General features: G+C 69.9%; 18 protein-coding genes and 1 riboswitch. Of the genes, 7 read left to right on the top strand and 11 right to left on the bottom strand.

Annotated features, from left to right (window positions below):
* Window positions 1–4: 4 nt before the first annotated feature.
* The 5 genes from FK531_RS05385 to FK531_RS05365 all read right to left on the bottom strand — a co-directional run bounded on the left by FK531_RS05385 (window position 5) and on the right by FK531_RS05365 (window position 5,325).
* Window positions 5–1,489, bottom strand: coding sequence for a carboxylesterase/lipase family protein (locus FK531_RS05385; RefSeq protein WP_142095879.1), 1,485 nt, complete (start codon window positions 1,487–1,489; stop codon window positions 5–7).
* The gene (locus tag FK531_RS05380) at window positions 1,482–2,951 is read right to left on the bottom strand and encodes a dihydrolipoyl dehydrogenase family protein (RefSeq protein ID WP_142095877.1); all 1,470 of its coding nucleotides are present in this window, start codon (window positions 2,949–2,951) and stop codon (window positions 1,482–1,484) included. The genes FK531_RS05385 and FK531_RS05380 overlap by 8 nt, the downstream gene beginning before the upstream one ends.
* Before the next feature lie 38 nt (window positions 2,952–2,989).
* Window positions 2,990–3,235: a DUF2630 family protein gene (locus FK531_RS05375; RefSeq protein WP_142095875.1), complete on the bottom strand. Its 246-nt coding sequence runs from the start codon at window positions 3,233–3,235 to the stop codon at window positions 2,990–2,992.
* Between the two features lie 69 nt (window positions 3,236–3,304).
* Window positions 3,305–4,540 (bottom strand): hypothetical protein, encoded by a 1,236-nt coding sequence (locus tag FK531_RS05370; RefSeq protein ID WP_246097906.1) that lies wholly within the window; start codon window positions 4,538–4,540, stop codon window positions 3,305–3,307.
* A gap of 23 nt (window positions 4,541–4,563) precedes the next feature.
* Window positions 4,564–5,325, bottom strand: coding sequence for a crotonase/enoyl-CoA hydratase family protein (locus FK531_RS05365; protein ID WP_142095873.1), 762 nt, complete (start codon window positions 5,323–5,325; stop codon window positions 4,564–4,566).
* A 114-nt stretch (window positions 5,326–5,439) separates the two neighbouring features.
* Between FK531_RS05365 and FK531_RS05360 the strand changes: the two genes are divergently transcribed.
* Complete coding sequence (locus FK531_RS05360) at window positions 5,440–6,255, top strand: FAD:protein FMN transferase (protein WP_142095871.1); 816 nt, start codon at window positions 5,440–5,442, stop codon at window positions 6,253–6,255.
* 69 nt (window positions 6,256–6,324) lie between these two features.
* Here the strand turns inward: FK531_RS05360 and FK531_RS05355 are convergent, their stop codons facing one another.
* Window positions 6,325–7,716 (bottom strand): Ig-like domain repeat protein, encoded by a 1,392-nt coding sequence (locus tag FK531_RS05355; protein WP_181762830.1) that lies wholly within the window; start codon window positions 7,714–7,716, stop codon window positions 6,325–6,327.
* Between the two features lie 160 nt (window positions 7,717–7,876).
* Window positions 7,877–9,526, bottom strand: a complete 1,650-nt coding sequence (gene pgi / locus FK531_RS05350) for a glucose-6-phosphate isomerase (RefSeq protein ID WP_142095867.1) — start codon at window positions 9,524–9,526, stop codon at window positions 7,877–7,879.
* A 151-nt stretch (window positions 9,527–9,677) separates the two neighbouring features.
* Window positions 9,678–9,869: riboswitch (cobalamin riboswitch) on the top strand.
* A 171-nt stretch (window positions 9,870–10,040) separates the two neighbouring features.
* Between pgi and metE the strand changes: the two genes are divergently transcribed.
* The 3 genes from metE (at window position 10,041) to FK531_RS05335 (ending at window position 14,737) form a co-directional block, all read left to right on the top strand.
* Complete coding sequence (metE, locus tag FK531_RS05345; protein ID WP_142096693.1) at window positions 10,041–12,308, top strand: 5-methyltetrahydropteroyltriglutamate--homocysteine S-methyltransferase; 2,268 nt, start codon at window positions 10,041–10,043, stop codon at window positions 12,306–12,308.
* A 92-nt stretch (window positions 12,309–12,400) separates the two neighbouring features.
* The gene (locus FK531_RS05340) at window positions 12,401–12,931 is read left to right on the top strand and encodes a hypothetical protein (RefSeq protein WP_246097904.1); all 531 of its coding nucleotides are present in this window, start codon (window positions 12,401–12,403) and stop codon (window positions 12,929–12,931) included.
* A 333-nt stretch (window positions 12,932–13,264) separates the two neighbouring features.
* Window positions 13,265–14,737 carry a PepSY-associated TM helix domain-containing protein gene (locus FK531_RS05335; protein WP_142095865.1) on the top strand — a complete coding sequence of 491 codons (1,473 nt, stop codon included), beginning with the start codon at window positions 13,265–13,267 and terminating at the stop codon, window positions 14,735–14,737.
* A gap of 112 nt (window positions 14,738–14,849) precedes the next feature.
* Here the strand turns inward: FK531_RS05335 and FK531_RS05330 are convergent, their stop codons facing one another.
* The 3 genes from FK531_RS05330 to prpD are packed head-to-tail and all read right to left on the bottom strand — an operon-like array spanning window position 14,850 to window position 18,384.
* The gene (locus tag FK531_RS05330; protein WP_142095863.1) at window positions 14,850–15,968 is read right to left on the bottom strand and encodes a bifunctional 2-methylcitrate synthase/citrate synthase; all 1,119 of its coding nucleotides are present in this window, start codon (window positions 15,966–15,968) and stop codon (window positions 14,850–14,852) included.
* A complete protein-coding gene (gene prpB, locus FK531_RS05325; protein ID WP_142095861.1) occupies window positions 15,965–16,882 on the bottom strand; it encodes a methylisocitrate lyase in 918 nt (305 codons plus the stop codon). Before prpB ends, FK531_RS05330 begins: the two co-directional genes overlap by 4 nt.
* Entirely contained in the window at window positions 16,882–18,384 is a 1,503-nt protein-coding gene (prpD, locus tag FK531_RS05320) for a 2-methylcitrate dehydratase PrpD (RefSeq protein WP_142095859.1), read from the bottom strand. The genes prpB and prpD overlap by 1 nt, the downstream gene beginning before the upstream one ends.
* Before the next feature lie 178 nt (window positions 18,385–18,562).
* On the opposite strand from prpD, the gene FK531_RS05315 reads away from it, so the two are divergent.
* From FK531_RS05315 to FK531_RS05310, 3 genes are all read left to right on the top strand, one after another.
* Complete coding sequence (locus FK531_RS05315; protein WP_142095857.1) at window positions 18,563–19,999, top strand: short-chain fatty acyl-CoA regulator family protein; 1,437 nt, start codon at window positions 18,563–18,565, stop codon at window positions 19,997–19,999.
* Between the two features lie 19 nt (window positions 20,000–20,018).
* On the top strand, window positions 20,019–20,426 hold the full coding sequence (locus tag FK531_RS23035) for a hypothetical protein (RefSeq protein ID WP_435531017.1): 408 nt from the start codon (window positions 20,019–20,021) through the stop codon (window positions 20,424–20,426).
* A gap of 108 nt (window positions 20,427–20,534) precedes the next feature.
* The gene (locus FK531_RS05310) at window positions 20,535–21,593 is read left to right on the top strand and encodes an ABC transporter substrate-binding protein (protein WP_435531016.1); all 1,059 of its coding nucleotides are present in this window, start codon (window positions 20,535–20,537) and stop codon (window positions 21,591–21,593) included.
* Between the two features lie 15 nt (window positions 21,594–21,608).
* Here FK531_RS05310 and FK531_RS05305 read toward each other — a convergent pair whose 3' ends face one another.
* Complete coding sequence (locus FK531_RS05305) at window positions 21,609–22,733, bottom strand: FecCD family ABC transporter permease (RefSeq protein ID WP_142095855.1); 1,125 nt, start codon at window positions 22,731–22,733, stop codon at window positions 21,609–21,611.
* Window positions 22,734–22,750: the final 17 nt, after the last annotated feature.

The following is a 22,750-nucleotide window of genomic DNA, read 5'->3' as shown; positions in this document are numbered from 1 at the left end:
CCGCTCAACGCCGGTGCCGGTAGCCGATCCAGGCCTTCCGCAGTTCGGCGTCCGGATCATCCTCGATCCGCGGCACCGAGTCGAGGATCAGCGTCTCGCGGCGCTGCGTCGAGTACACCGGCCAACTCGACCGGGGCGCACCGTACCGGGCGAAGTGCAGCCAGTGCGACTGCACGACGGCGGTCGTCGCGCGTAGCCCGCGGCGGCCGCCGAGCACGGTCGCGGCCCGGCCGAGCGGTTCGTCGGCGGCCCCGAACACGGCCAGCATCTCGGTTCCGTGGGTGGCGCCGAACCCGGCGACGTCGAACAGGCGCGGCGCGAAGTCGTAGCGATACGCGTAGGTCGGGGCGGCGGTCGTGTGGGCCTGCGCGACGAGGATCGACGGCTCCCAGAACGTGACGTCGCCGCCGAGTCGGACCGCCGCGCGCCTGTTCGGGTAGCCCCGGTACGCCGCTTGGATGCGGGACTTCAGGAGGGGGTCGGTCTCCGCGAACATCTTCTCGATCCGCGCCGGATCGGTCGGAATGATGTCGAGGAAGCGCGGAAACAGCGTGCCCTCATGGGCATTGGTGCCGATGATCAGCGGGACACGGTGCTGACGACCCGACGCGAACGTGTCGAGCGGGTGGAGTGGAACCAGGTCGCCGTCCACCACCGGCGCGAACGCCCTGGTGCCCGGCACCTCGTCGGCGCCGCGCGCGGCCAGCGCATCGCCGGCGCGCACCAGCGCGTCGGTGTCGGCCTCGGTCAGGGCGCGGGCAGGATCGGATGGGCCGTCGAGGATGTCGAGGAACTCGGTGGCCCACGCCTTCGCGCGGTCGGGCCCGTACGCGGAGGCGGCGGGCGGACTCTCGGCGATCGCACGGGCGAACAGTCCCTCGGCGGCAGGGACGCACATGAGGGTGGTGACCGCGTTGGCGCCCGAGGACTCGCCGAACAGGGTGACGTTGTCCGGGTCGCCGCCGAACGCGGCGATGTTGCGGCGCACCCAGTGCAGCGCGGCGAGCTGGTCTCGCAGGCCCAGGTTGGATTCGAAAGGTGTTTCCGGGGTGGAGTATTCGCTGAAATCGAGGTAGCCGAGGGCGCCGAGGCGGTAGTTCACCGACACGTACACGACATCGCCACGGCGCACCAGCGAGTCCCCGCGGTACAACGACATGGACGCCGTCCCGCCGCTGTAGGCGCCGCCGTGCAGGAACACCATCACCGGCCGGCGGGCGTCGCTGCGCGTCGCGGGTGCCGTCACGTTCAGGGTGAGGCAGTCCTCGTCGGTGCCGCGCCGGCCGCCGCGGCCCGACTGCGGCGCGGCCGAGCCGAACTCGAGCGCCTCGCGGACCCCGGGCCAACCGACCACCGGCCGCGGGGCGCGAAACCGGAGTTCGCCGACCGGCGGTGCGGCGTAGGGGATCCCGCGCCAGGTCCGCAGGCCGTGCTGTTCGCGACCGAGCAGCGCACCGTCGGCGGTCGTCACCACCAGGGGGTCAACCACGACGCGCCTCCAGCAGTCGGAGCCAGACCTCGCTGACGGTCGGGTACGCGGGCACCGCGTGCCACAGCGATTCCATCGGCACCCGGCCCGCCACCGCCACCGTCGCCGCGTGTACGAGTTCGGCGACCTCGGTGCCCACGAACGTCGCGCCGATCAGCGTGTCGGTGGCGCGGTCGATCACCAGTTTGGCGTGGCCGGCGAAATCGTCTCGCAGCAGCAATGATCCGGCCACCGCGATGTCCACCTCGACGGCTTCGACGTCGAACCCGTCGGCGGTGGCCTGACGCTGTGTGCGGCCGACGGACGCGACCTCCGGGGAGGTGAACACCACCTGGGGGACCCGGCCGTGGTCGGCGCTCGCGAGGTAGCGCGGGCCGTCGAGCGGGCGGGACTCGGCGCGTGCGGCGATCACGTCGCCGCACACCCGGCCGTGGTACTTGCCCATGTGGGTCAGCGGGGCGCGGCCGCTGACATCGCCGATCGCGTACAGCCAGTCGCCGGGCACACCCTGGACCGCGAGACGGTCGTCGGTGGACAGTCGGTCGTCGCCCAGACCGACCGCCGCGAGACCCAGTCCGGCTGTCGCGGGCCTGCGCCCGGCCGCGACGATCAACTCGTCGACGGTGAGTTCGGTCCGCGCCGGGTCGTCCAACGTCACCGTCACCGGGCCGCCGTGGATCCGGCCCTCGCCGGTGTCGTGCGGGCCGTCGCGGTGCACGGCGGTCGGGCTGGTGCCGAAGCGCACGGTCGCGCCCGCCGCGCGCAGAGCCCCGGCGACGAGTTCGCCCGCGAACGGTTCGGCGGACGCGAGCAGCGCACTCCCGCGGACGATCAGTGTGACCTCGCGGGCACCGAGGGCGAGCAGCCAGGTCGCGCATTCGGTGGCCACCACGCCGCCGCCGATGATCGCGACCCGGGCGGGCACCTCGCGCAGGTTCGTCGCGTCCCGGGACGTCCAGGGCAGAGCCCCGCGCAGTCCGGGTATCGACGGGACGGCGGGCCGGGAGCCGGTCGCGAGGACCACCGCGTGGCGCGCCCGCAGCGTGCCGGTCGGCGGGTCGCCGTGACCGCCGGTCGAGACCTCGACCGTTCGCTCGCCGGTCAGCTGCGCCGAACCGTGCAGGACGTCGATCCCCAGCGAGCCGGACCACGAGCGTTGCCCGGAGTCGTTGTGGTGGCTGGTGAATTCGTCGCGGCGACGCAGGACCGCCGTGACGTCGAGCCCGGCGTCGCCGACGACCTCCCGGACGCCGGGCATGGCACGCGCCGCGGCCGCCACCGTCGCGGGCCGCAGCAGGGCCTTGCTGGGCATGCAGGCCCAGTAGGAACACTCGCCGCCGAGCAGTTCGTGTTCGACGATCACCGCGGTGCGGTCCGAACCGGCGACGGCGTACTGGGCTGCGACCTCGCCCGCAGGTCCGCCACCGATAACGATGACGTCGTACTCCGACTGTGTGGCCATGCATCCACCGTAGAACGGACCCGGGTCCCGAAAGCGGGTTACTGGAGGTAGCCCTCGACCTGCCCGGCCGGGCTGACCGGCACCTCGTCCGGCGGCAGGCCGGCATCCGCGCGGGCGCGGCGCTGGCGGAGCAGGTCCCAGCACTGGTCCAGGGTCTGCTCGACCGAGGCGAGCTGTGCCTGCTCGGTGTCGGGGTCCAGCTCGCCCGCTTCGGTCTTCGCTCGAAGGGAATGTTCGGTGTCCACGAGCTCGCGAATGCGCGCGAGGATGTCCTGTTCGCTCATCGGGGAACTCCACTCGTCTCGACAAAGATCACGGGTTCGGTTCCACCATAGGCCGGACCGGTCGTGCGTTCACCAGTAGCGCGCAGTCAACCCGAACGCGGTCAGTGCCATCTCGGCCCGCTCGCGGAGCTCGCCGTCCATCGAGACCAGCGCCAGGGTGTAGCGGTCGCCGAAGCGGCACAGGTACGCGGACAAGCGGTTTCGTATTTCCGCGGCCCGTGCGGGGGTGACCCCGGGGTGCACCGCCCTGGTGGCGATCCCGCTCGCCCGGCACGCGCCGAGCATGCCGAGCGTGTCGGGGACCGTGCCGACGTTCGAGCACAGCACGTCCCGTTCGCCGGGGTTCGGCGCCAGCCGGTACGCGGTCGCGTCGGGCAGCAGTTGCAGCAGTTCCGGCGGGAACCCGGCCGGGCTGGACATCGGTGGTCGGGCGTACGCCTGGCGCAGCGCCGTACGCACCGTGGCGGGGGAGTCGCCCGGCGCGACCGTCACCTCTGCCATGTCCACCGCGTTCGACGCGGAGCCGGGGTCGGTGCGGCGGTCGACGGGCACGCTGACCTGCAACGGGACGCCCGAGCCCGCGATCGCCCCGGCCAGCGCCACCAGCAGCGAGTTCGGGGTGCCCCCGTCCCGGCCCGCCGCGGCATCCCAGTGCGCGGCGTCCACCTCGACGACCAGTGCCTCCGGCAACTGTGCGCGCTGTGCACCCCGGTGGGGGTGAACGGCGCGCACGGGCAGCAGCGCTGCCTTCCTCGAGGGATGCAGCGCCAACCCCGCCACGGCGCGCAGCGTCCGGGCGCCGACCGAGGCGTACATCGCGATCGCGTCGGCCAGGTCGGCGCGCCGCGGGTGCGTGGGCCCGGGGGCGACCGCTGCGGCGGACCCGGACATCGCCTCGGCCAGCACCCCGGCCAGGCCGCGGGCGTCCGCCAGCACGTGCGAGCACAGCAGCGAGACCACCGTCCCGCCGCCGTCGATCCGGGCGGCGGCCAGTCGCCACCCCGCGCCTGCCTCGGGGTCGACCGGTTCGCCGGCCACGCGGTCCGCCCAGTCGACCACCGCGCCGGCGGCGATCGGGGCGGTCGGGTAGTCCAGCGGCCACGGGGTTGCGCCCGACCGCCAGCGGAGCCGGGCGCCCGGGATGCGGGGGCGAATCACGGTGCGGCTCAAGGGGCCCAACGACAGCAGATGGTGCACACCGGCGAGGGCCGCGGGGTCCACCTCGCCCTCGCTGCGCCACAGGCCCTGCATCACCACCGGGGTGCCGAAGCCGTGGTGGGTGCGCAGGAACATCTCGTCGACCACCGACAGGCGGTCCGGTGGGGTGTTCAGTCGAAGCTCCCGTGCCTGCCTTCGCCCGCCGCGAAGCGGGCCGCACCCGAGAGCGCGTCGGACTGCACCGACAGCAGGCCGTGCTCGAACTCCCGACGCAGCGCGTCGCTCTCACCCAGACCCTCCTGTTCGAGCAGCGAGAGCCGGTCCTGGCGCATGCAGGTCTGGGGGAACGCGGCCAGTTGCGCGGCGAGGGCCTCGGCCTCGGTGCGCGCCGCACCGGTCGGGACCACCCGGTTGACGAGACCCATCGCCAGCGCCTCCGCGGCGTCGACCGGCCTGCCGGTGAGGATCAGGTCCATCGCCCTGCTGCTGCCGACCAGCCGCGGCAGGCGAACCGTGCCGCCGTCGATCAGCGGCACTCCCCAGCGGCGGCAGAACACCCCGAGCACCGCGTCCTCCTCGGCGACCCGCAGATCGCACCACAGGGCAAGCTCGAGGCCGCCGGCAACCGCGTGCCCGGAGATCGCGGCGATCACCGGCTTGGACAGGCGCATCCGGGTGGGTCCCATCGGGCCGTCGCCGTCCGGGTCGAGGCGGTTCGACCGGTCGGTCCCGAGCCCCTTGAGGTCGGCCCCGGCGCAGAACGTACCGCCCTCGCCCCAGAGGACCGCCACCGCGGCCTCGGGGTCCGCGTCGAAGGCAGTGAAGGCCTCGACGAGTGCCGCGGCGGTCGGCCCGTCGACGGCGTTGCGGACCTCGGTCCGGTCGAGGACGACGGTGGTCACGGGCCCGTTTCGTTCGGTGCGCACAGCCATGCGCTGACGCTACCCCGCGGAAAATCCCACAGGCCACCCACAGGATCCGGGCGCATACTGGAGGTTCAACATCAGCTGAGCGACATCAGCGCCCGAATTCCGTGGAGCACGATCATGGTCCCGAGCACGCAATGGAGCACCTGGGGGAGCGAGGTCGAGGTGCGCGTCACCGAGTGGGCGGCGCTGACCGCTGCGGCGGAGATGGTGTCGGCCACCCTGTCGGACGTCCAGGCCGTGTGCGACCTCTCGCGCGGCGACGCCGAGATCCATGCGGTCAATCTGGCGCAGGGCACGCCGGTGAAGGTCAGCGCGCGCCTGACCGAACTGATCAGATCGGCCCTGTGGGCAGCCCGGATGACCGCGGGCGCGGTCTCACCGTTGTCGCTGGAGGCCGGAGAGGTCCCGGGTACGCATCCGGCGCCGGGATTCACGGACGTCCGAGTGCACGGTGACACCGTGTTCGCGCCGTTCGGGGTGTTTCTCGACATCACCGGAACCGCGAAGGCCGGCACCGCGCACCACGCGGCCCGCGTCGCCGCCGACAACCTCGAATGCGGCGTGATGGTGCGGGTCGACGACATCGTCGCGACCTCCGGGCACTGCCCGATCGGTGGCTGGCAGGTCGGTCTCGGCGGGTGCCGTCTCGGCGAGGGCGAACAGGTCGAGGTGGTGTCGGGGCGGACGATGGCCTCGGCCCGCGCGGCGGTGCCCGGCGAGGACGCGGCGGACGGCGGGGTCGACAGCGTGACGGTGATTGCCGAGGACGGACTGTGGGCCTACGCCGCCGCGACCGCTGCGCTCGGTCGCGGGGTGGCCGCGTTGCGTTGGCTCACCGAGAACGACCTGGCGGCCCGGGTCGCCTACCGTCGCGGCAGTGTGCGCACCACCGACGCGTGGTCGCACCTGTGCCCGCACGGGCACGTCGCGTAGCCAGTCGAAAAGGTCGAGCCCCCACCGGATTTCGCCGGTGGGGGCTCGACCGTACTCTCGGTGGGGGGACTAGCTGGATCCGAACAGTCCGGCCAGCGAACCGGTGCCGGGGCCGGTCGAGACGGCCTCCACGGTGACGGTCTTGGTGACCGTGGTCGCGGTGCCGCCGACGGTGACCTCGGCGGTCAGGGTCTGGCTACCTGCGGCCGGCGTCCAGGTGCAGACGGCGGTGCCGTTCGCGTCGGCGGTGGCGGTGCAGACGGTGTCGGCGCCGTTCTTGACCGTGACGTGTGAGTTGGCGTCGGCGCCGATGACCGAGATGGTCGCCGGGTTGTTCGCGATCGGCGAGGCCGGGTCCACGTTGATCAGCGCCGTGCCGGCCTGGACCGGGGTGACGGTGACGGTGACCGGGGCAGATGCCGGGGAGGTGCCGACGGTGTTCGTGGCGACGGCGGTGACGGTCAGGGTGCCGGGGGTCGTGGAGACGATGTTGCAGTGGAAGGCACCCGCGCCGTCGGCGGTGGCGGTGCAGGTCTTGTCACCTGCGGTGACCTTGACGGTCGAGCCGGCCTCGGCATTGCCGGACACGGTGACGGCGTTACCGGCCACGACCGAGGTCGGGGTGGCCGTGACGCCCGTGGGGGCGGCGGGCACAGCCGGGGCTGCGCCGACGATCCCGGTCTGCGCGGGGGAGACCGACACCGCGTTGGTGGCATCGCCGAGGTACTTCGCGGTGACCGAGAACGCCTTGGCTGCATCCGCGGCGGCGGGGGTCCAGGCGTAGACGGCGGTGCCGTTGCTCACGGCGGCGGTGCCGAGGACGGTGCCGTTGTTGGCGAACTCGACGGTGCCGGTGGCGTTGTTCGTCACCTTGGCCGTCAGGGTCGAGGCCTTGGTGGCCTGCGGGGCGGGTGCGACCGCGACGGTGGTCGAGGTGGCGTTCTTCGTGACGCTGAGCGTGGGGCCGGCGTTGGTGTTCTGGGAGCCCAGGCCCTGGTTCGAGCTGATCCCGGCGCCGGTCATCAGGGCGGTGTCGCGGGCGCAGTCCGCGCCGACCGTGTACTGGACCGAGTAGTCGATGTTGCGGTCGACGGCGCTGCGGATCCAGGAGCCGTTCATGTTCACGGAGGTGGCGTCGCTGGTGGTGCCGACGCCCTTGCCGTTGACCCTCGACGAATCGGTGACGTACGTCAGGCAGGCGGGATGGATGTCCTTGAAGGAGCTGATGGTGGGGGCGAGGCCGCCGTTCCAGCGGATGGCGTTGGTGACGGTGATCGTCTCGCCCGGAGCCGGGGTGCCGTTGCTGATCGTCCGGTTGAACGTCCACTGGCCGGAGTCCGTCGACTGGTTCACCGGTGCGGCGGATGCCTCGGCGACGCCGAACGTCGCGGCGATGCCGACCGCCATCACTGCCGTACTGGCGCCGGCGACCAGCCGCCGCAGATTCCTGTCCTTCGACACTCTCGAACCCCTTCTCGCGATGCCGTGACCGTTAGCTGGACAAACGTCCAGGCCGGCCAATGATTCGATCACGGTACGGCATCGTTTGTGATGCGGCTTGGATTCGCTGGACATTCATCCGAACCGAGGACAGAGCGCGGGCGCGCCGACGATCGAGTAGTCAGACCGCCCGGCCGCGTCGGCTGCGGTACCACCGCACCAGCGTGTCGGTCGACGAATCATCCTGTCGGGCAGGTGCTTGCGGATCGGTGAGCAGCGGCTCGAGTTCGAGGGCCTGCACCTTGCCGAGTTCGACTCCCCACTGGTCGAAGGAGTCGATGCCGAACACCACGCCCTCGACGAACACCTGATGCTCGTAGAGCGCAATCAGCTGGCCGACCACCGACGGCGTGATCTTCGGCGCGAGGATCGTCGTCGACGGCCGGTTGCCCGGCATCACCTTGTGCGGCACCAGTTCCGGCGCGGTGCCCTCCGCAGCGATCTCCTCGGCCGTCTTACCGAACGCCAGCACCTTCGTCTGGGCGAAGAGGTTGCTCATCAGGATGTCGTGCATGGATCCGGTGCCGTCGATCGTGGCGAGATCGTCTGTGGGCTCGGCGAATCCGATGAAGTCCGCCGGCGCCAGGCGGGTGCCCTGGTGCAGCAGTTGGTAGAAGGCGTGCTGGCCGTTGGTGCCCGGCTCGCCCCAGAAGATCTCCCCGGTCGGGGTGCTCACCGGCGACCCGTCCGCGCGCACCGACTTGCCGTTCGACTCCATCGTCAGCTGCTGCAGGTATGCCGCGAACCGGCCCAGGTCGTTCGAATACGGCAGCACCGCACGCGAATCCGAGTCGAAGAAGCTCGAGTACCAGAGCCCGATCATCCCGAGCAGGACCGGGGCGTTGGACTCCAGTGGCTGCTCCGCGAAGTGCCGGTCGATGGTGTGGAAGCCGGCGAGGAACTCCGCGAATGCCTCCCTGCCGATCACGCACATCAGCGACAGCCCGACCGCCGAGTCCACCGAGTAGCGGCCGCCGACCCAGTCCCAGAACCCGAACATGTTGGCCGTGTCGATGCCGAACTCGGCGACCCGCTCGGCGTTGGTGGACACCGCGACGAAGTGCTTGGCGACGGCGTCCTCGCCGAGAGCAGCGATCAGCCAGCGCCGGGCGGCGGTCGCGTTGGTGAGCGTTTCGAGGGTCGAGAACGTCTTCGACGCGACGATGAACAGCGTCGTCGCCGGGTCCAGACCGGCGAGTTTGCCGACCAGGTCGGCGGGGTCGATGTTGGAGACGAACCGCGCGGTCACGCCGGAGTCGACGTAGTGCCGCAGCGCCCGGAACGCCATCACCGGTCCGAGGTCGGACCCTCCGATGCCGATATTGACCACGGTGGTGATGCGTTCGCCGGTTGCGCCGCGCCACTGTCCCGACCGCAGGCGGTCGGTGAACTCGCCCATCCTGGTGAGCACCTCGTGCACGTCGGCGACGACATCCTGACCGTCCACCGTCAGGGTGGCGTCCGCGGGCAGTCGCAGCGCGGTGTGCAGTACGGCCCGGTCCTCGGAGGTGTTGACGTGCTCGCCGCGCAGCATCGCGTCGCGGCGCTCCTCGACACCCGCGGCGCGCGCCACGTCGACCAGCAGTCGCAGCGTCTCGCGGTCGACCCGGTGCTTGCTGTAGTCGATGTACAGGTCACCCGCGGTGACGGTGAGCTCTCGACCGCGCTCCGGGTCCTCGGCGAAGAACTCGCGCAGATGCCGGTCGGCGACCTGGTCGTGGTGCGCGCGCAACTTCTGCCAGGCCGATGTCGCGGAGATGTCGAGACTCATGTGCTCGACATTAGTGGTCACAGTTCGCGAGTGCGGGAGTACTTCCACCACCTGAGAAGGCTGAATCGAACCAGGACGTCCAGCCGCTAGTCTGGTGGATGCAGTTGGTTCGCCGTGCGTGATCGTGAGGAGCCCCGAAGGTCGGGCGCGGCGTCGAAGCGCCTCGGACGTGTCCGAGGGGTGAGAGGGAACCCGGTGAGAATCCGGGACTGTCCCGCAGCGGTATGCAGGAACGACCGCCGTCATCAGCACTGGGCGCCCAGCCTGGGAAGCGACGGCCAGTAGGTCGGGTGAGAACCCGGTGCCCGCGAGTCCGAAGACCTGCCGTCTGCGCCGGGCACGCCGTGCCCGGCGGTTTGCCGCCTCGTGGACTGGGCGTGTGGGCCTGACAGATGGCAGTGTGTGGCTCCCTCGTGCGAGTGGGCCCGGGGCTTCGTCAGGTGTACCCGTCTTCCGGTGGTGACCACTCCTACGTTTTCCATGGAGCACTGTCGTGACCGCAACACCCGAAAATCTGACTTTCCCGCACTTCGCCGCCACGGTCCTGGGGTCGCCGCGGATCGGACCGCGCCGCGAACTCAAGCGAGCCGTCGAGGCCTACTGGGCCGGCCGGATCGACCGGCCCGAGCTCGAGGACGTCGCGCGGACCCTGCGAGCGCAGACCTGGACCGGACTGCGCGACGCCGGACTGGACTCGATACCGGTGAACACCTTCTCCTACTACGACCAGGTTCTCGACACGGCCGCGATGGTCGGCGCGCTGCCGCCGCGGGTGCAGGGGATCCCCGACGAACTGGACCGCTACTTCGCCGCGGCCCGCGGCACCGCGGACGTACAACCGCTCGAGATGACGAAGTGGTTCGACACCAACTACCACTACCTGGTGCCGGAGATCGGTCCCGACACCGCATTCGCGCTCGACTCGAGCAAAGTGGTCGGTGAGCTCGAAGAGGCGCTCGCGCTGGGCATTGCGGCACGGCCTGTGATCCTCGGCCCGGTGACCTTCCTGCTGCTGTCCAAACCGGTCGACGGGTCCGCCGACCTACTCGACCGGATCGACGAGCTGCTCCCGCTGTATGCGGAGTTGCTGCGCACCCTCGCCGCAGCCGGCGCGAGCTGGGTGCAGATCGACGAGCCCGCGCTGGTGGCCGACCGATCCGAGGCCGAGATCGAGACCGCTCGGCGCGTGTACGACCGGCTCTCCGCGGCGGTCGATCGACCGGCCGTCCTCGTCGCGTCCTATTTCGGGGACCTCGGTCCGGCCTTGCCGGCGTTGGCGAGCACCGGGGTCGAGGGGATCGCGCTGGACCTGGTCGCGGGATCGGTCGATGCGGTTGCCGCCGTGCCCGCATTGGTCGGCAAGCTGGTGGTCGCGGGTGTCGTCGACGGCCGCAACATCTGGCGCACCGATCTGGAGACGGCCCTCGTCGCGCTCGGCGGCTTGGTGGGATCGGCGGGATCGCTGGCGGTGTCCACGTCATGCTCGCTGCTGCACGTGCCACACACCCTCGACCCCGAGACCGGACTCGACGAGACGCTGCGCTCGTGGCTGGCGTTCGGAACCGAGAAGGTCTCCGAGGTGGTCACCCTGTCCACCGCACTGACGGCCGGGCGCGACGCGGTCGTCGATGCACTGGCGGCATCGTCCGCCGCGGCCGCCTCGCGCAGGTCGGACGCGCGGCTGCGCAACGACGAGATCCGGAACAGACTGGCGGACATCGCGGCCGCGGGCGGTCGGGCACCCGCGGCGGAACGTCGCGAGCTGCAGGCCGAGCGGCTCGAGCTTCCGGTGCTGCCGACCACCACCATCGGTTCGTACCCGCAGACCTCGCGGATTCGGGTGGCCCGGGCCGGATTGCGCTCGGGGGAGATCAGCCGTGAGGAGTACCTCGACCGGATGCGCGCCGAGATCTCGGATGTGGTTGTCCTGCAGGAGAAGCTGGGGCTCGACGTGCTGGTGCACGGGGAGCCGGAACGCAACGACATGGTCCAGTACTTCGCCGAGCAACTCGACGGTTTCGCGGCCACCGAGTTCGGTTGGGTGCAGTCCTACGGGTCTCGCTGCGTGCGGCCCCCGATCCTGTTCGGTGACGTCTCCCGGCCGCGGCCCATGACCGTGGCCTGGACGACCTACGCTCAGTCACTGACCGACAAGCCCGTCAAAGGCATGCTGACCGGTCCGGTGACCATCCTGGCGTGGTCGTTCGTCCGGGACGACCAACCGCTGGCTGACAGTGCGCGCCAGATCGCGCTCGCGATCCGCGACGAAGCCGTCGACCTCGAGGCGGCCGGCGCCGCGATCGTCCAGATCGACGAACCCGCCCTGCGGGAACTGCTGCCGCTGCGGGCCGCTGATCGGCCCGAGTACCTGGACTGGTCGGTCGGCGCGTTCCGCCTCGCCAGTTCCGGCGTTGCGGACTCCACTCAGGTGCACACCCATCTGTGCTACTCCGAGTTCGGTGAGGTCATCGACGCGATCGTCGGTCTCGACGCCGACGTCACCTCGATCGAGGCGGCACGCTCGCACATGGAGGTGCTCGACGACCTGAACGCCGTCGGTTTCGACCTCGGAGTCGGCCCCGGTGTCTACGACATCCACTCACCGCGTGTTCCGGGGGTCGAGGAGGTCGCCGAGTCGTTGCGTGAAGCACTGAAGGCCGTTCCTGCGCAACGGCTCTGGGTGAACCCGGACTGCGGCCTCAAGACCCGCGGCATCGACGAGGTTCGGGCTTCGCTGCGGAACCTCGTCGCCGCCGCGGAAGCGGTGCGATCCGAGCTGTAGCGAGGTGGGCGCGCGTGCCCTCGACGGTGTCGGGGCGCGCGCGCCGTCATCCCTGTACTACTCGCGGTAGTAGTGCGTTGTAGTCTCTGCCGGTGAGCACACGGGAGGCAGTGACCGCGCGGATGCGCGGCGCCTTCGTGGGCTCGCTGTCCGGCGCGGTCAGCGTCGCGGCCCACGCGATGGGCGGCGGCACGGTCCCCGCCGAGAGTTCGATGGTGCTGCTGGTGCTTGGATGCGCCGCGGTCGGTGCCGTCGTCGCGTCGGCCCGCATCGCCAGCCACACCGTGCTGTTCCTCGCCGGGGCGCTGACCCTGGGCCAGGTGATCGGCCACACCACGCTGGCGCTCGGCGCGGCCCACCGTCATGGGCTTGCCCTCAGCCCCGCGATGGTGGCCATGCACGCGCTCGCCGTCGTGGTGTCGGCGGTGCTCATCAGAGCGGGCGAGCGAGGATGCGCATCGGCCGTCTCCGCGCTGCGCCGGATTCTGCCGGCGCTGTTCGCCGCGATTCCGGTGGTCGCCCCCATCGCCGCCGTCGTCCCCGAGTATCGCCCGAGAGTTGCCCGCCGGCTGCTGGTCGGCTCGAGCGTCGGGACCCGCGGCCCACCGCTGCCCGCCCACTAGGGCACGTCTCTCCTTTCGCGCTTCGCACGGAACCGCGAGACGCTCCTCGGCGCGTACATGCACCGTAGACGGGGGATACGACCCGTCACGGGTCCGACGTCGCGCCCTGATCACGCCGCTACCGCTGGCATCGCTGTCGTCCGACCGCGCCCTGCCGCGCCCGGCGCACCCTTTCACCGGCGGACCGCCACACCAGAGTCGTGTGCACGGCGACGCCGCATCCTCTGTCCGTCGCACCCGCGGCGGTACCCGCGCCTGCGCCCCACCCTCGGTGGTCGGGTGCCGCCGTGTGGTGCCTCGGGCCGGCGGCCGAATCGAATCGAGAACTGAACCATGTCTGCACCCGAAGTCGAGCGGGAACGCGCATCCACGCTCAACGACACCTCGCCACCTCCGAAACGCCCCGGCTCCGCCCCGGCCCGCAGCATCCGTCCGGTGATGATGCGGCTGCACTTCTACGCCGGCATCCTGATCGCGCCGTTCATCCTGATCGCCGCCGTCAGCGGCGGGCTCTACGCTGTCGCGCCCTCGCTGGAACAACTCGTCTACCGCGAATACCTGCACGTGGACTCGACCGGGCCCGCCCTGCCCGTCGCGGACCAGGTCCGCGCGGCGCAACAGGTCCGTCCCGACCTGACCGTCGCCGCGGTGCGTCCCGCACCCGAACCCGGCGACACCACCAGGGTCCTGTTCAGCGATCCCGGACTCGGCGAGTCCGAGCGGCGAGCGGTCTTCGTGGACCCGGCCACTGCGCACCCGGTCGGCGAGCAGACCGTCTACGGCAGCAGCAGCGCTCTGCCACTGCGGACCTGGATCTCGCAGCTCCACCGCCACCTGCATCTCGGTGAGCCGGGCCGGATCTACAGCGAACTCGCGGCCTCGTGGATGTGGGTCGTCGCCCTCGGCGGCGTCTACCTCTGGTGGGACCGTTACCGGAAGGTCCGGCAACGCAACGGATCCGAGGCGCGACTGCTCACCGTGGACCGCTCGACGTCGGAGCGTGCGCGAACGTCGAGCTGGCACGGCGTGGTCGGGATCTGGATCGCCGTCGGCCTGGTCTTCCTCTCCGCGACCGGCCTGACCTGGTCAAAGTACGCGGGGGAGAACGTCAGTGAGCTCCGGACCGCACTGAGCTGGACCACGCCGCAGATCGACAACACCCTCGGGGCGCCCGCGGCTGCTGCGCCGGGTGGGCATGCCGAGCACGGGGGGCACGGCGTCGCGTCGGGGAACGGTGCCGATCTCGTTGCCGCGAATGTGACGCGGATCGACTCGGTGCTCGCGACGGCGCGGGAGAACGGCGTCGACGGCGCCGTCGAGGCGTCGATCCCGGCGACGTCCACGACGGCGTTCACGGTCGCCCAGACCCGTCAGCCCTGGGTGTTCGCCACGGACTCGCTCGCCGTCGACGGCGCATCGGGTCAGGTCACCGACGTGCTGCGGTTCTCGACGTGGCCGCTCGCCGCGAAGCTCACGTCCTGGGGAATCCAGTTGCACATGGGGCTGCAGTTCGGGCTGCTCAATCAGCTCGCCCTCGCCGCGCTCGCCGTCGCCCTGGTGACGGTCATCGTGCGCGGCTACCTCATGTGGTGGCGACGAAGGCCCACCCGCGGGTCCGACTGGGCGGTCGGCCGACCGCCGTTGCGCGGTGCGCTGCGGCAGGTCCGTCCGGCCCTGGCGATCGGCCTCGCCGCCGGAGCGGCCGCCGTGGGGTGGTTCGTTCCGCTGCTCGGACTCAGCCTGATCGCCTTCCTGCTGGTCGACGTCCTCGTCGGGTTGCGTGCCCGACACCGCCGTCGTACCTAGCGCCGTTGTGGGGTCAGCCGTTCGACATCGGCCGACCCGATTCCGCGGGCGGCCGCGCCACCTACCGTGGTGCGGCCGCCCGTCGGTCGCCGGATTCGTGGATCTGCATGCCTCAGGCGACCACCGGACGCTGCGCGACCCCGGTGTACTCGCTGAGCGGCCGGATCAGTGCGTTGGACTCGCCCTGCTCGATGATGTGCGCTGTCCACCCGGTGACGCGGCTCATCACGAAGATCGGGGTGAACACTTCGATGTCGAAGCCCATCAGGTAATACGCAGGCCCGGTGGGGAAGTCGAGGTTGGGCTTGATTCCGGTGGCCCCGTTCATGGTGCGCTCGAGGGTCTCGTACATCTGTACCCACTTGTCCCCGCCGGTGTGCGCGGCGACGTCGGCAAGGGCTGCGCGCATGGTGGGCACTCGGGAGTCGCCGCTGCGGTACACGCGATGGCCGAACCCCATCACCTTCTCCTTTCGCGCCAACTTGTCGCGTATCCACACCTCCGCCCGGGCGGGCTCACCTATTTCCAGCATGTCGTGCATGACGGCCTCGTTTGCTCCCCCGTGCAGCGGGCCCTTGAGCGCGCCGATCGCGGCGGTGACGGCGCTGTAGATGTCCGACAGGGTCGAGGTGACCACGCGTGCGGCGAAGGTGGACGCATTGAAACTGTGTTCCGCGTACAGGATCAGCGACACCTCGAAGGCCCTGACGATCGCCGGGGCCGGCACCGCACCGAAACACATGTTCAGGAAGTTCTCGGCAAACCCGAGATGACTGTGCGGGGCGACGGGGTCCAGTCCCCGGCGGCGACGGTGGTCCGCGGCCACGATGGTCGGCAGCACCGCCATCATGCGCAGCGCCTTGACACGGTTCGCGGCCGGCGAATTGTCCTCCTCGGCAGGATCTTCCGCCCCGAGAAAGCTGATGGCGGTGCGCACCACGTCCATCGGGTGACAGCTGTCGGGCATCTTGGCGACGAGGGACAGCAGTGAACGGTCCGCGCGCCGGTTCGCCCGCTCGCGCTGGGTGAACATCTCGAGTTGCGCGTCCGTGGGCAGTTCACCGTTCCACAGCAGGTACGCCACCTGTTCGAAACTGCAGTGCGCGGCGAGATCCTGCACCGGATAGCCCCGGTAGGTCAGCGAGTTGGTCTCGGGTACCACCTTGGAGATCGCGGTGGTGTCGACGACCACCCCGGCCAGGCCCTTGAAGATGGTTGTCGTTTCGGTCATGTCCGTGCCTCCCCGATGGTGAAATTGAATATCCCCGAGTCGAATTCGTTGTAGCGCTCGTACTCGAGCAGTTCGTACAGCCGGGAGCGGGTCTGCATCCGAGGGACCATGCCCGACTGTGTTCCCGTCGCGTGGATCTCCCGCAGACCGGACTCGATCGCACCCATTGCCAGGCGCAGCGTGGTGACCGGGTAGATCACCGCGTTGTAGCCGATGTCCTCGAGCGTCTGCGCGGGGATCAGCTGCGACTTGCCGAACTCGGTCATGTTCGCCAGCAAGGGAATGTCCACGGCGGCGCGAAACTTCTCGAAGTCGGCCTCGGTGTGCAGGGCCTCGGTGAAGATGAGGTCGGCGCCGGCGGCGGCGTACGACTTGGCACGGTCGACCGCCGCGTCGATCCCGTCGATCCCGGCTGCGTCGGTGCGGGCGCAGATGACGAAGTTCGGGTCGCGCCGGGCCGACACCGCGGCGCGCAGCCGCCGCACCATCTCGTCTGTCGACACGATCGCCTTGCCGTCGAGGTGACCGCACCGCTTGGGGTTCACCTGATCCTCGAGATGCAGTCCGGCGACGCCGCAATCCTCGAGGACGGTGACGGTACGGGCCGCGCTCATCGGCTCACCGAACCCGGTGTCGGCATCGACGAGCACGGGAAGGTCCGTGACTCGGGCAATCTGGGCGCTGTGGGTGGCGACCTCGGTCAACGTGGTGAGTCCGATATCGGGCAACCCCATGCTCGCCGAGAATGCACCGCCCGACACGTAGGCGCCCTCGAAGCCGATTTCCTGGATCAACTTGGCGGTCAGCGGATTGATCGCCCCCGGCAACCGTTGGATCGAGCCCGAGGCGAGCCCGAGCCGGAACGCGATTCGCTTGTCGGTTGCCGAGGTGGCAGCGGCGATCAGGCCCGGCATCAGAACAGTCCCTTCGGCAGCTTCGGTGCGCGGGCGAGCACGTTCTCGCTCACGCTGAACGTGAGCTGCCCGAGTTCGCCGGCCTTCAGGTCCGCGATGTGTTGCGAGGCGTCGAGGAAGCGGTCCTGCTCGGCTGGCGCGATCACGTCCTCGGCGAGCGTGCGGAACTTGGCGATGTACTGCTCGCGCGCGAACGGACGGGCACCGAGCGGATGTGCATCGGCGATCGCGAGCTCGTCGACGATCACTTCGCCGCTCTTCAGCGTGACCACCGCGCGGGCCCCGAACGCCTTCTCGTCCGGGTCGGTGGAGTGGTAGCGCCGCGTCCATTCCGGGTCTTCGGCCGTCGAGATCCTGTTCCAGAGGTCGATCGTGTCGGGCCGCTGTGCGCGCGACGGCGCGTAGGAGTGCTCGTGGTGCCAGGTGCCGTCCTGCAGGGCGACGGCGAAGATGTACATCACCGAGTGGTCCAGCGTCTCTCGGGAAGCCGTGGGATCGAACTTCTGCGGATCGTTCGAGCCGGTGCCGATCACCACGTGGGTGTGATGGCTGGTGTGCAACACGATCGAGGCGATCTGCTCGAGGTCGCCGATTCGCCCGCGCAGGCGACGAGCCAGGTCGATCGGGGCCTGGCTCTGGTACTCGGCCGAGTGCTCCTTGGTGTAGCTGTCGAGGATCGCGCGTTTGGCCTCACCGACGCCGGGCAGAGGTACGTCGTACTCGGCGGTCGCACCGCCGAGCAACCAGGCGATGACGCCGTCCTCGCCCTCCCAGATGGGAGATGGTGCGCCTTCGCCGCGCATCGCACGGTCGACTGCCTCGACCGCCATCTTCCCCGCGAAGGCCGGCGCGTACGCCTTCCAGCTGGAAATCGCACCCTTGCGGGACTGACGCGTCGCGGTCGTGGTGTGCAGCGCCTGTCCGACCGCCTGATACACCGTCTCGATGTCCAGGCCGAGAAGGGTGCCGATGCCGGCGGCGGCGGACGGGCCGAGGTGTGCGACGTGGTCGATCTTGTGCTCGTGCAGGCAGATCGCGCGCACCAGGTCGATCTGGATCTCGTAACCCGTTGCCAGCCCCCGGATCAGGTCGGCGCCGCTGCGGCCGGCGTGCTGGGCGACGGCCAGGATCGGTGGAATGTTGTCGCCGGGATGCGAGTAGTCAGCGGCGAGAAAGGTGTCGTGGAAGTCGAGTTCGCGCACGGCGACCCCGTTCGCCCAGGCCGCCCATTCCGGGGAGAAGGTGCCGCCGATGCCGAACACGGTCGCACCCGGGGTGTGGGGATGCGCCTTCGCCTGGGCGCGCGCGTTCGACACTGAGCGCCGAGCCAGCGAAGCCGCGGCGACCGAGGCGTTGTCGATGATGCGGTTGATCACCATCTCGGATACAGCCTCCGGGACGTCCACGGGGTCGGTTGCGACCTCCGCGATCTTCCAGGCCAGGTGTTCCGATTGCGGGAATTCCTCCGCAGAGCGGCGGGTGCGAACGGGATGGATCTTCATCAAACCTCCGAGTAGCGATGTCCAGCCGATATTTCGCACGCTACACACTCCTTTGACGACCTGAAATATGTTGCAAATGACTATGTTTGCGGTCGAACCGACCAACATTTGCGAATGTTGCAAATGTGTACGGGTACGCTCGCGGCAGCGACGACTCGGGGCCCTCGGGAGGACAGTGATGCGGAAGATGTACGCCGGTGCTCGACTGCGGCGACTGCGTGAGGAGCGTGGGTTGACTCAGCTTGCGCTCGCGAAGCGGCTGGGACTCTCGCCGAGCTATCTGAACCAGCTCGAGAACGACCAGCGTCCGCTGACGGTGCCGGTTCTCATGAAGCTGAACGCGGCGTTCGACCTGGATGTGCAGTTCTTCGCCACGGACGAGGATGCCCGGTTGGTCGCGGACTTGCACGAGGTGCTCACCGAGACCGCGGAGGCCGGCGAGGCGACGCCCGGCGAGGTCGAGGAACTGGTGGCCCGGATGCCCGCGATCGGTCGCACCCTGGTGGCCCTGCACCGGCGGCTGCATTCCGCGAACGACCAGATCGAGCAGTTCTCTGCGCAACTGTCCGGTGGCGAGCCGACTGGCGCGGAATACGCTCCGATGCCCTACGAGGCGGTGCGCGACTTCTTCTACGACCGCCGTAATCACATCCCCGAGCTCGACGAGGCGGCGGAGGAGATGTTCACCGGCAGTGGCCTGAGCGTGGGTGCGCTCGACCTGCAGTTGGCGGAACTGTTGCGCTCGGACTTCGGGGTTACCGTGCAGATCCGGGCCGACGAAACGGGCACGGGGGACGGTGTGGCCTTCGGTCCCAAGCGCGCGTTCGACGCGCGTGGGCGCACGCTGACCATTGCCCGTCGACTGACGCCGGGGCAGCGCGCCTTCCAGATGGCCACGCAGCTGGCGTTTCTCGCTCACGCAACGTTACTCGATTCGCTTGTTGCCGAGGATGATTCGCTCAACGCGGAATCGGCCGCCCTTGCCCGGATAGGGTTGGCGAACTACTTCGCTGGTGCACTGATCCTGCCGTACACCAGGTTCCTCCGCGCTGCGGAGTCGCTGCGCTACGACATCGACCTGCTCGGGATCGAGTTCGAGGTCGGATTCGAGACGATCTGTCATCGACTCTCCACCCTCCAACGTAAGGGGCACCGCGGGGTGCCGTTCTTCTTCGTGCGTACCGATCGGGCCGGAAACATCTCGAAGCGACAGTCCGCCACTGCCTTTCACTTCTCTCGTGTCGGCGGTAGCTGTCCGCTCTGGGTCGTGCACGAGGCCTTCGTCAACCCGGGGCGAGTGCTCACCCAGGTCGCCCAGATGCCCGACAGTCGCACCTACCTGTGGATCGCCCGGACCACCCACAGTGGCGGAATCGGATACCTTGCGCCGGAACAGAACTTCGCGATCGGCCTCGGCTGCGACATCGGCTACGCCCACAAACTGGTCTACTCACACGGCCTCCAGGTGGACGATCCGGCGACCCCGGTCCCGATCGGAGCCGGCTGCAAGGTGTGCGACCGGCCCGCGTGCGCCCAGCGTGCGTTCCCGCAACTCGGGAGGCCGATCCGGGTGGACGAGGACAGAAGTAGCAACCTGCCGTACCCGCATTCCTGACACGAGATTCGGAGGGATCGTGGACATCCCGCGCAGTACGAGCGGCGCCGTCGCGGCCGTTGCGGTGACCCCGGCGTTGGCTGCGGACTACATCGACCGACACCTGTGGACGAGGTCCGCGCTGACGTTGTCCGCCCGCCGTCGGCTGATCGCGCATGCGCTGCTACGGTCGGCGCCGAGCCGTGGGGCGGCACAGTTGGTGTTGCAGGTGTTCCGGCGCACCTCTGTCTGCGCGGCCTGGCACTCCACGGTCGGTCACACGACGGACGAACTGGCGGCCGTTCTGCGTGACACCGTGATCGACGGGGTCTGCCTCGAGCAGGCCCTGGGGCCGCACTGGCGGCGGGCGGTCGAGCCGCTGACTGCTACGGTCGAACCGTCCAGCGAGGGAATCCGGTGCGAATCCGGAACTGACGCGCAACGGTGAGGGGCTCCGCCCCGAGTCCGACTGCTTGCCGGGCATGGCGTCGAGAGATGCCGACCTACATCGTCGACGGGCCCCGCGACCGGGCCCTCAACCGAAGGACGTGCCCTCGTGTCCAGATTCACGGCCAACCGCGGCGTGCTCGCCGCCGCCACCCTCATCTGCGGCGCCGCCCTCGTCGCGGGATGTGCGAGCAACGACCGATCCGTCGTCGGATCCAGCGGTGTGCCGGATGAGCCCGGCGCCACGGCATATCCGCTGACCCTCGACAATTGCGGCGAGACAGTCACTTTCGGTGCCGCACCGCGGCGGGCGGTCTCGCTCTATCAGAGCTCGACCGAGATCCTGCTGTCGTTGGGCCTCGCGGACCGGATGGTCGGGACCTCCACGTGGTTCGACCCGGTGCTCGGACATCTCGTCGAGTCCGACGCGACCGTGCCGCGACTGGCCGACAACGACGCCTCGCTCGAAACCGTGCTGGGTGTGGAGCCCGACCTGGTGACCTCCGCGAGTGCACACACCTTCACACCCGCGGTCGTCGCCGACCGCGACCGCTTCGCGCAACTCGGCGTGCCGACCTACCAGTCGCCCTCGGTGTGCGTGGACGCTACCGTCGCGGGGGAGGACGTCACCCGTGACCGGCCGCTCACGGTCGACACGCTGTACCGGGAAATTCGGGAACTGGCTGCGATTTTCGATGTCCAGGAGCGCGGCTCCGCGTTGGTCGACACACTGCGGGCGCGGATGAACGCTGCCACTGCGGCCGCCGGGGTGGGGGCCGAGCGGCCCACCGTCGCCTTCTGGTTCTCCGGAATCGACACCCCCTACATGGCCGGATGCTGTTCCGCCCCAGGTCTGCTCGCAGCCGAGGTGGGCGCGGTCAACGTGTTCGCAGACGCGCGGGACGACTGGCCGGAGGTGAACTGGGAGATCCTCGCGGACCGCGATCCGGACGTACTGGTGCTCGGTGATCTCAGCCGCAAGCGGGTCGACGGAGACTCGTTGGACACGAAGATAGCCTTCCTGGAATCGAATCCGGTGACGAAGGAGCTGTCCGCGGTGCGTGAACGCCGCTACGTGGTGCTCACCGGCTCCGAACTGGACCCCGGTATCCGTGCGGTCGACGCGGTGGAGAAGCTGGCCGACGGGTTGCGTTCCACCGGGCGGTGACCACCGCCCGCCACGTCACGAGGTCCGCCGCATGCGAAAGAGGATGAGGGCAAACGCGGGAACGCCGATCAGTGCGGTGACGACACCGACCGGAATCTCCTGCGGCGCGAACAGGGTGCGGGCGATCGCGTCCACCCACACCATGAAGACCGCGCCGATCAGCGCGGTCGACGGCAGCAGCCGACTGTGCCGGGGGCCGACGAGGAACCGTGCTGCGTGCGGCAGCACCAGCCCGACGAAACCGATCGCTCCGGCGGCACTGACCAGCGCCGCGGTGATCAGCGCGGTGACGGTGAGCAGGAGGACGCGGATCTTGCGCACGGACACCCCCAGGGATGCAGCCGCGGAGTTCCCGAAGGTCAGCGCGTCCAGCGACGACGCCACAGCCAGGCAGGCGACGATGCCGAGCGCAGTCACGCTGCCGCACAACAGCACATCGGTCCAGTCCGCGCCGCTGAGCGAACCCAACAGCCAGAACAGCACCCCGCGCGTCTGCTCGGCGTCAGCCGACGACATGACGATGAACGAGGTCAACGCGGAGAACAACTGGGTGCCGGCGACTCCCGCGAGAATCACCCGCGCGGTGCCACCACCCGATCCCGCGGCCAGCGCGACCACCGCGGCGAAGGCCACCACCGCGCCCGCGAACGCGCCTGTCGACAGGGAGATCGCGCCGCCGCCGATGCCGACGACCGCCACCAGCACCGCCCCGGTCGACGCACCGGAGGAGATGCCCAGCACGAACGGATCGGCGAGAGGATTGCGCAGCAGCGACTGCATGATCGCACCGCACAGTGCCAGGCCGGCCCCACACACCGCAGCCAGCAGTGTCCGCGGGAGCCGCAGTTCCCACACGATGCCGTCCTGCAGACGGCTCAACCCGGACGAGCCGATACCGACGTGCTCGAGTACCACCGCGTAGACGTCCCGGACCGACAGGTCGGCCGGCCCGATCGTGATGGTGACTGCGATCGAGACGACGAGTGCAGCCAGTCCTGCCGCGAGGATCGCGGCAAGCAGCGCTCTCGAATCGGTGCGGGTCGACCCCGCCCGCGGACTGGGAACGCGTGCGCGCGAGGAGACGTCCGTCGCGTTGGCCGCGGCCGGCGCAGCGGTACAGCGGAGGGGACGAAGTCGCATGAAGCGGTAACTCCTGG

The organism is Rhodococcus spelaei (assembly GCF_006704125.1).
Lineage (GTDB): Bacteria > Actinomycetota > Actinomycetes > Mycobacteriales > Mycobacteriaceae > Rhodococcus_G > Rhodococcus_G spelaei.
Note: the sequence above shows the minus strand (reverse complement) of the source record. Positions and strands in the feature narration are given on the sequence as shown.

Bases quoted from the DNA above. Each gene is read 5' to 3' on its own strand.
- FK531_RS05380 (WP_142095877.1), bottom strand. From the start codon at position 2,951: ATGGCCACACAGTCGGAGTACGACGTCATCGTTATCGGTGGCGGACCT.
- FK531_RS05375 (WP_142095875.1), bottom strand. From the start codon at position 3,235: ATGAGCGAACAGGACATCCTCGCGCGCATTCGCGAGCTCGTGGACACC.
- FK531_RS05365 (WP_142095873.1), bottom strand. From the start codon at position 5,325: ATGGCTGTGCGCACCGAACGAAACGGGCCCGTGACCACCGTCGTCCTC.
- FK531_RS05360 (WP_142095871.1), top strand. From the start codon at position 5,440: ATGGTCCCGAGCACGCAATGGAGCACCTGGGGGAGCGAGGTCGAGGTG.
- pgi (WP_142095867.1), bottom strand. From the start codon at position 9,526: ATGAGTCTCGACATCTCCGCGACATCGGCCTGGCAGAAGTTGCGCGCG.
- FK531_RS05335 (WP_142095865.1), top strand. From the start codon at position 13,265: ATGTCTGCACCCGAAGTCGAGCGGGAACGCGCATCCACGCTCAACGAC.
- FK531_RS05330 (WP_142095863.1), bottom strand. From the start codon at position 15,968: ATGACCGAAACGACAACCATCTTCAAGGGCCTGGCCGGGGTGGTCGTC.
- prpB (WP_142095861.1), bottom strand. From the start codon at position 16,882: ATGCCGGGCCTGATCGCCGCTGCCACCTCGGCAACCGACAAGCGAATC.
- prpD (WP_142095859.1), bottom strand. From the start codon at position 18,384: ATGAAGATCCATCCCGTTCGCACCCGCCGCTCTGCGGAGGAATTCCCG.
- FK531_RS05315 (WP_142095857.1), top strand. From the start codon at position 18,563: ATGCGGAAGATGTACGCCGGTGCTCGACTGCGGCGACTGCGTGAGGAG.
- FK531_RS05305 (WP_142095855.1), bottom strand. From the start codon at position 22,733: ATGCGACTTCGTCCCCTCCGCTGTACCGCTGCGCCGGCCGCGGCCAAC.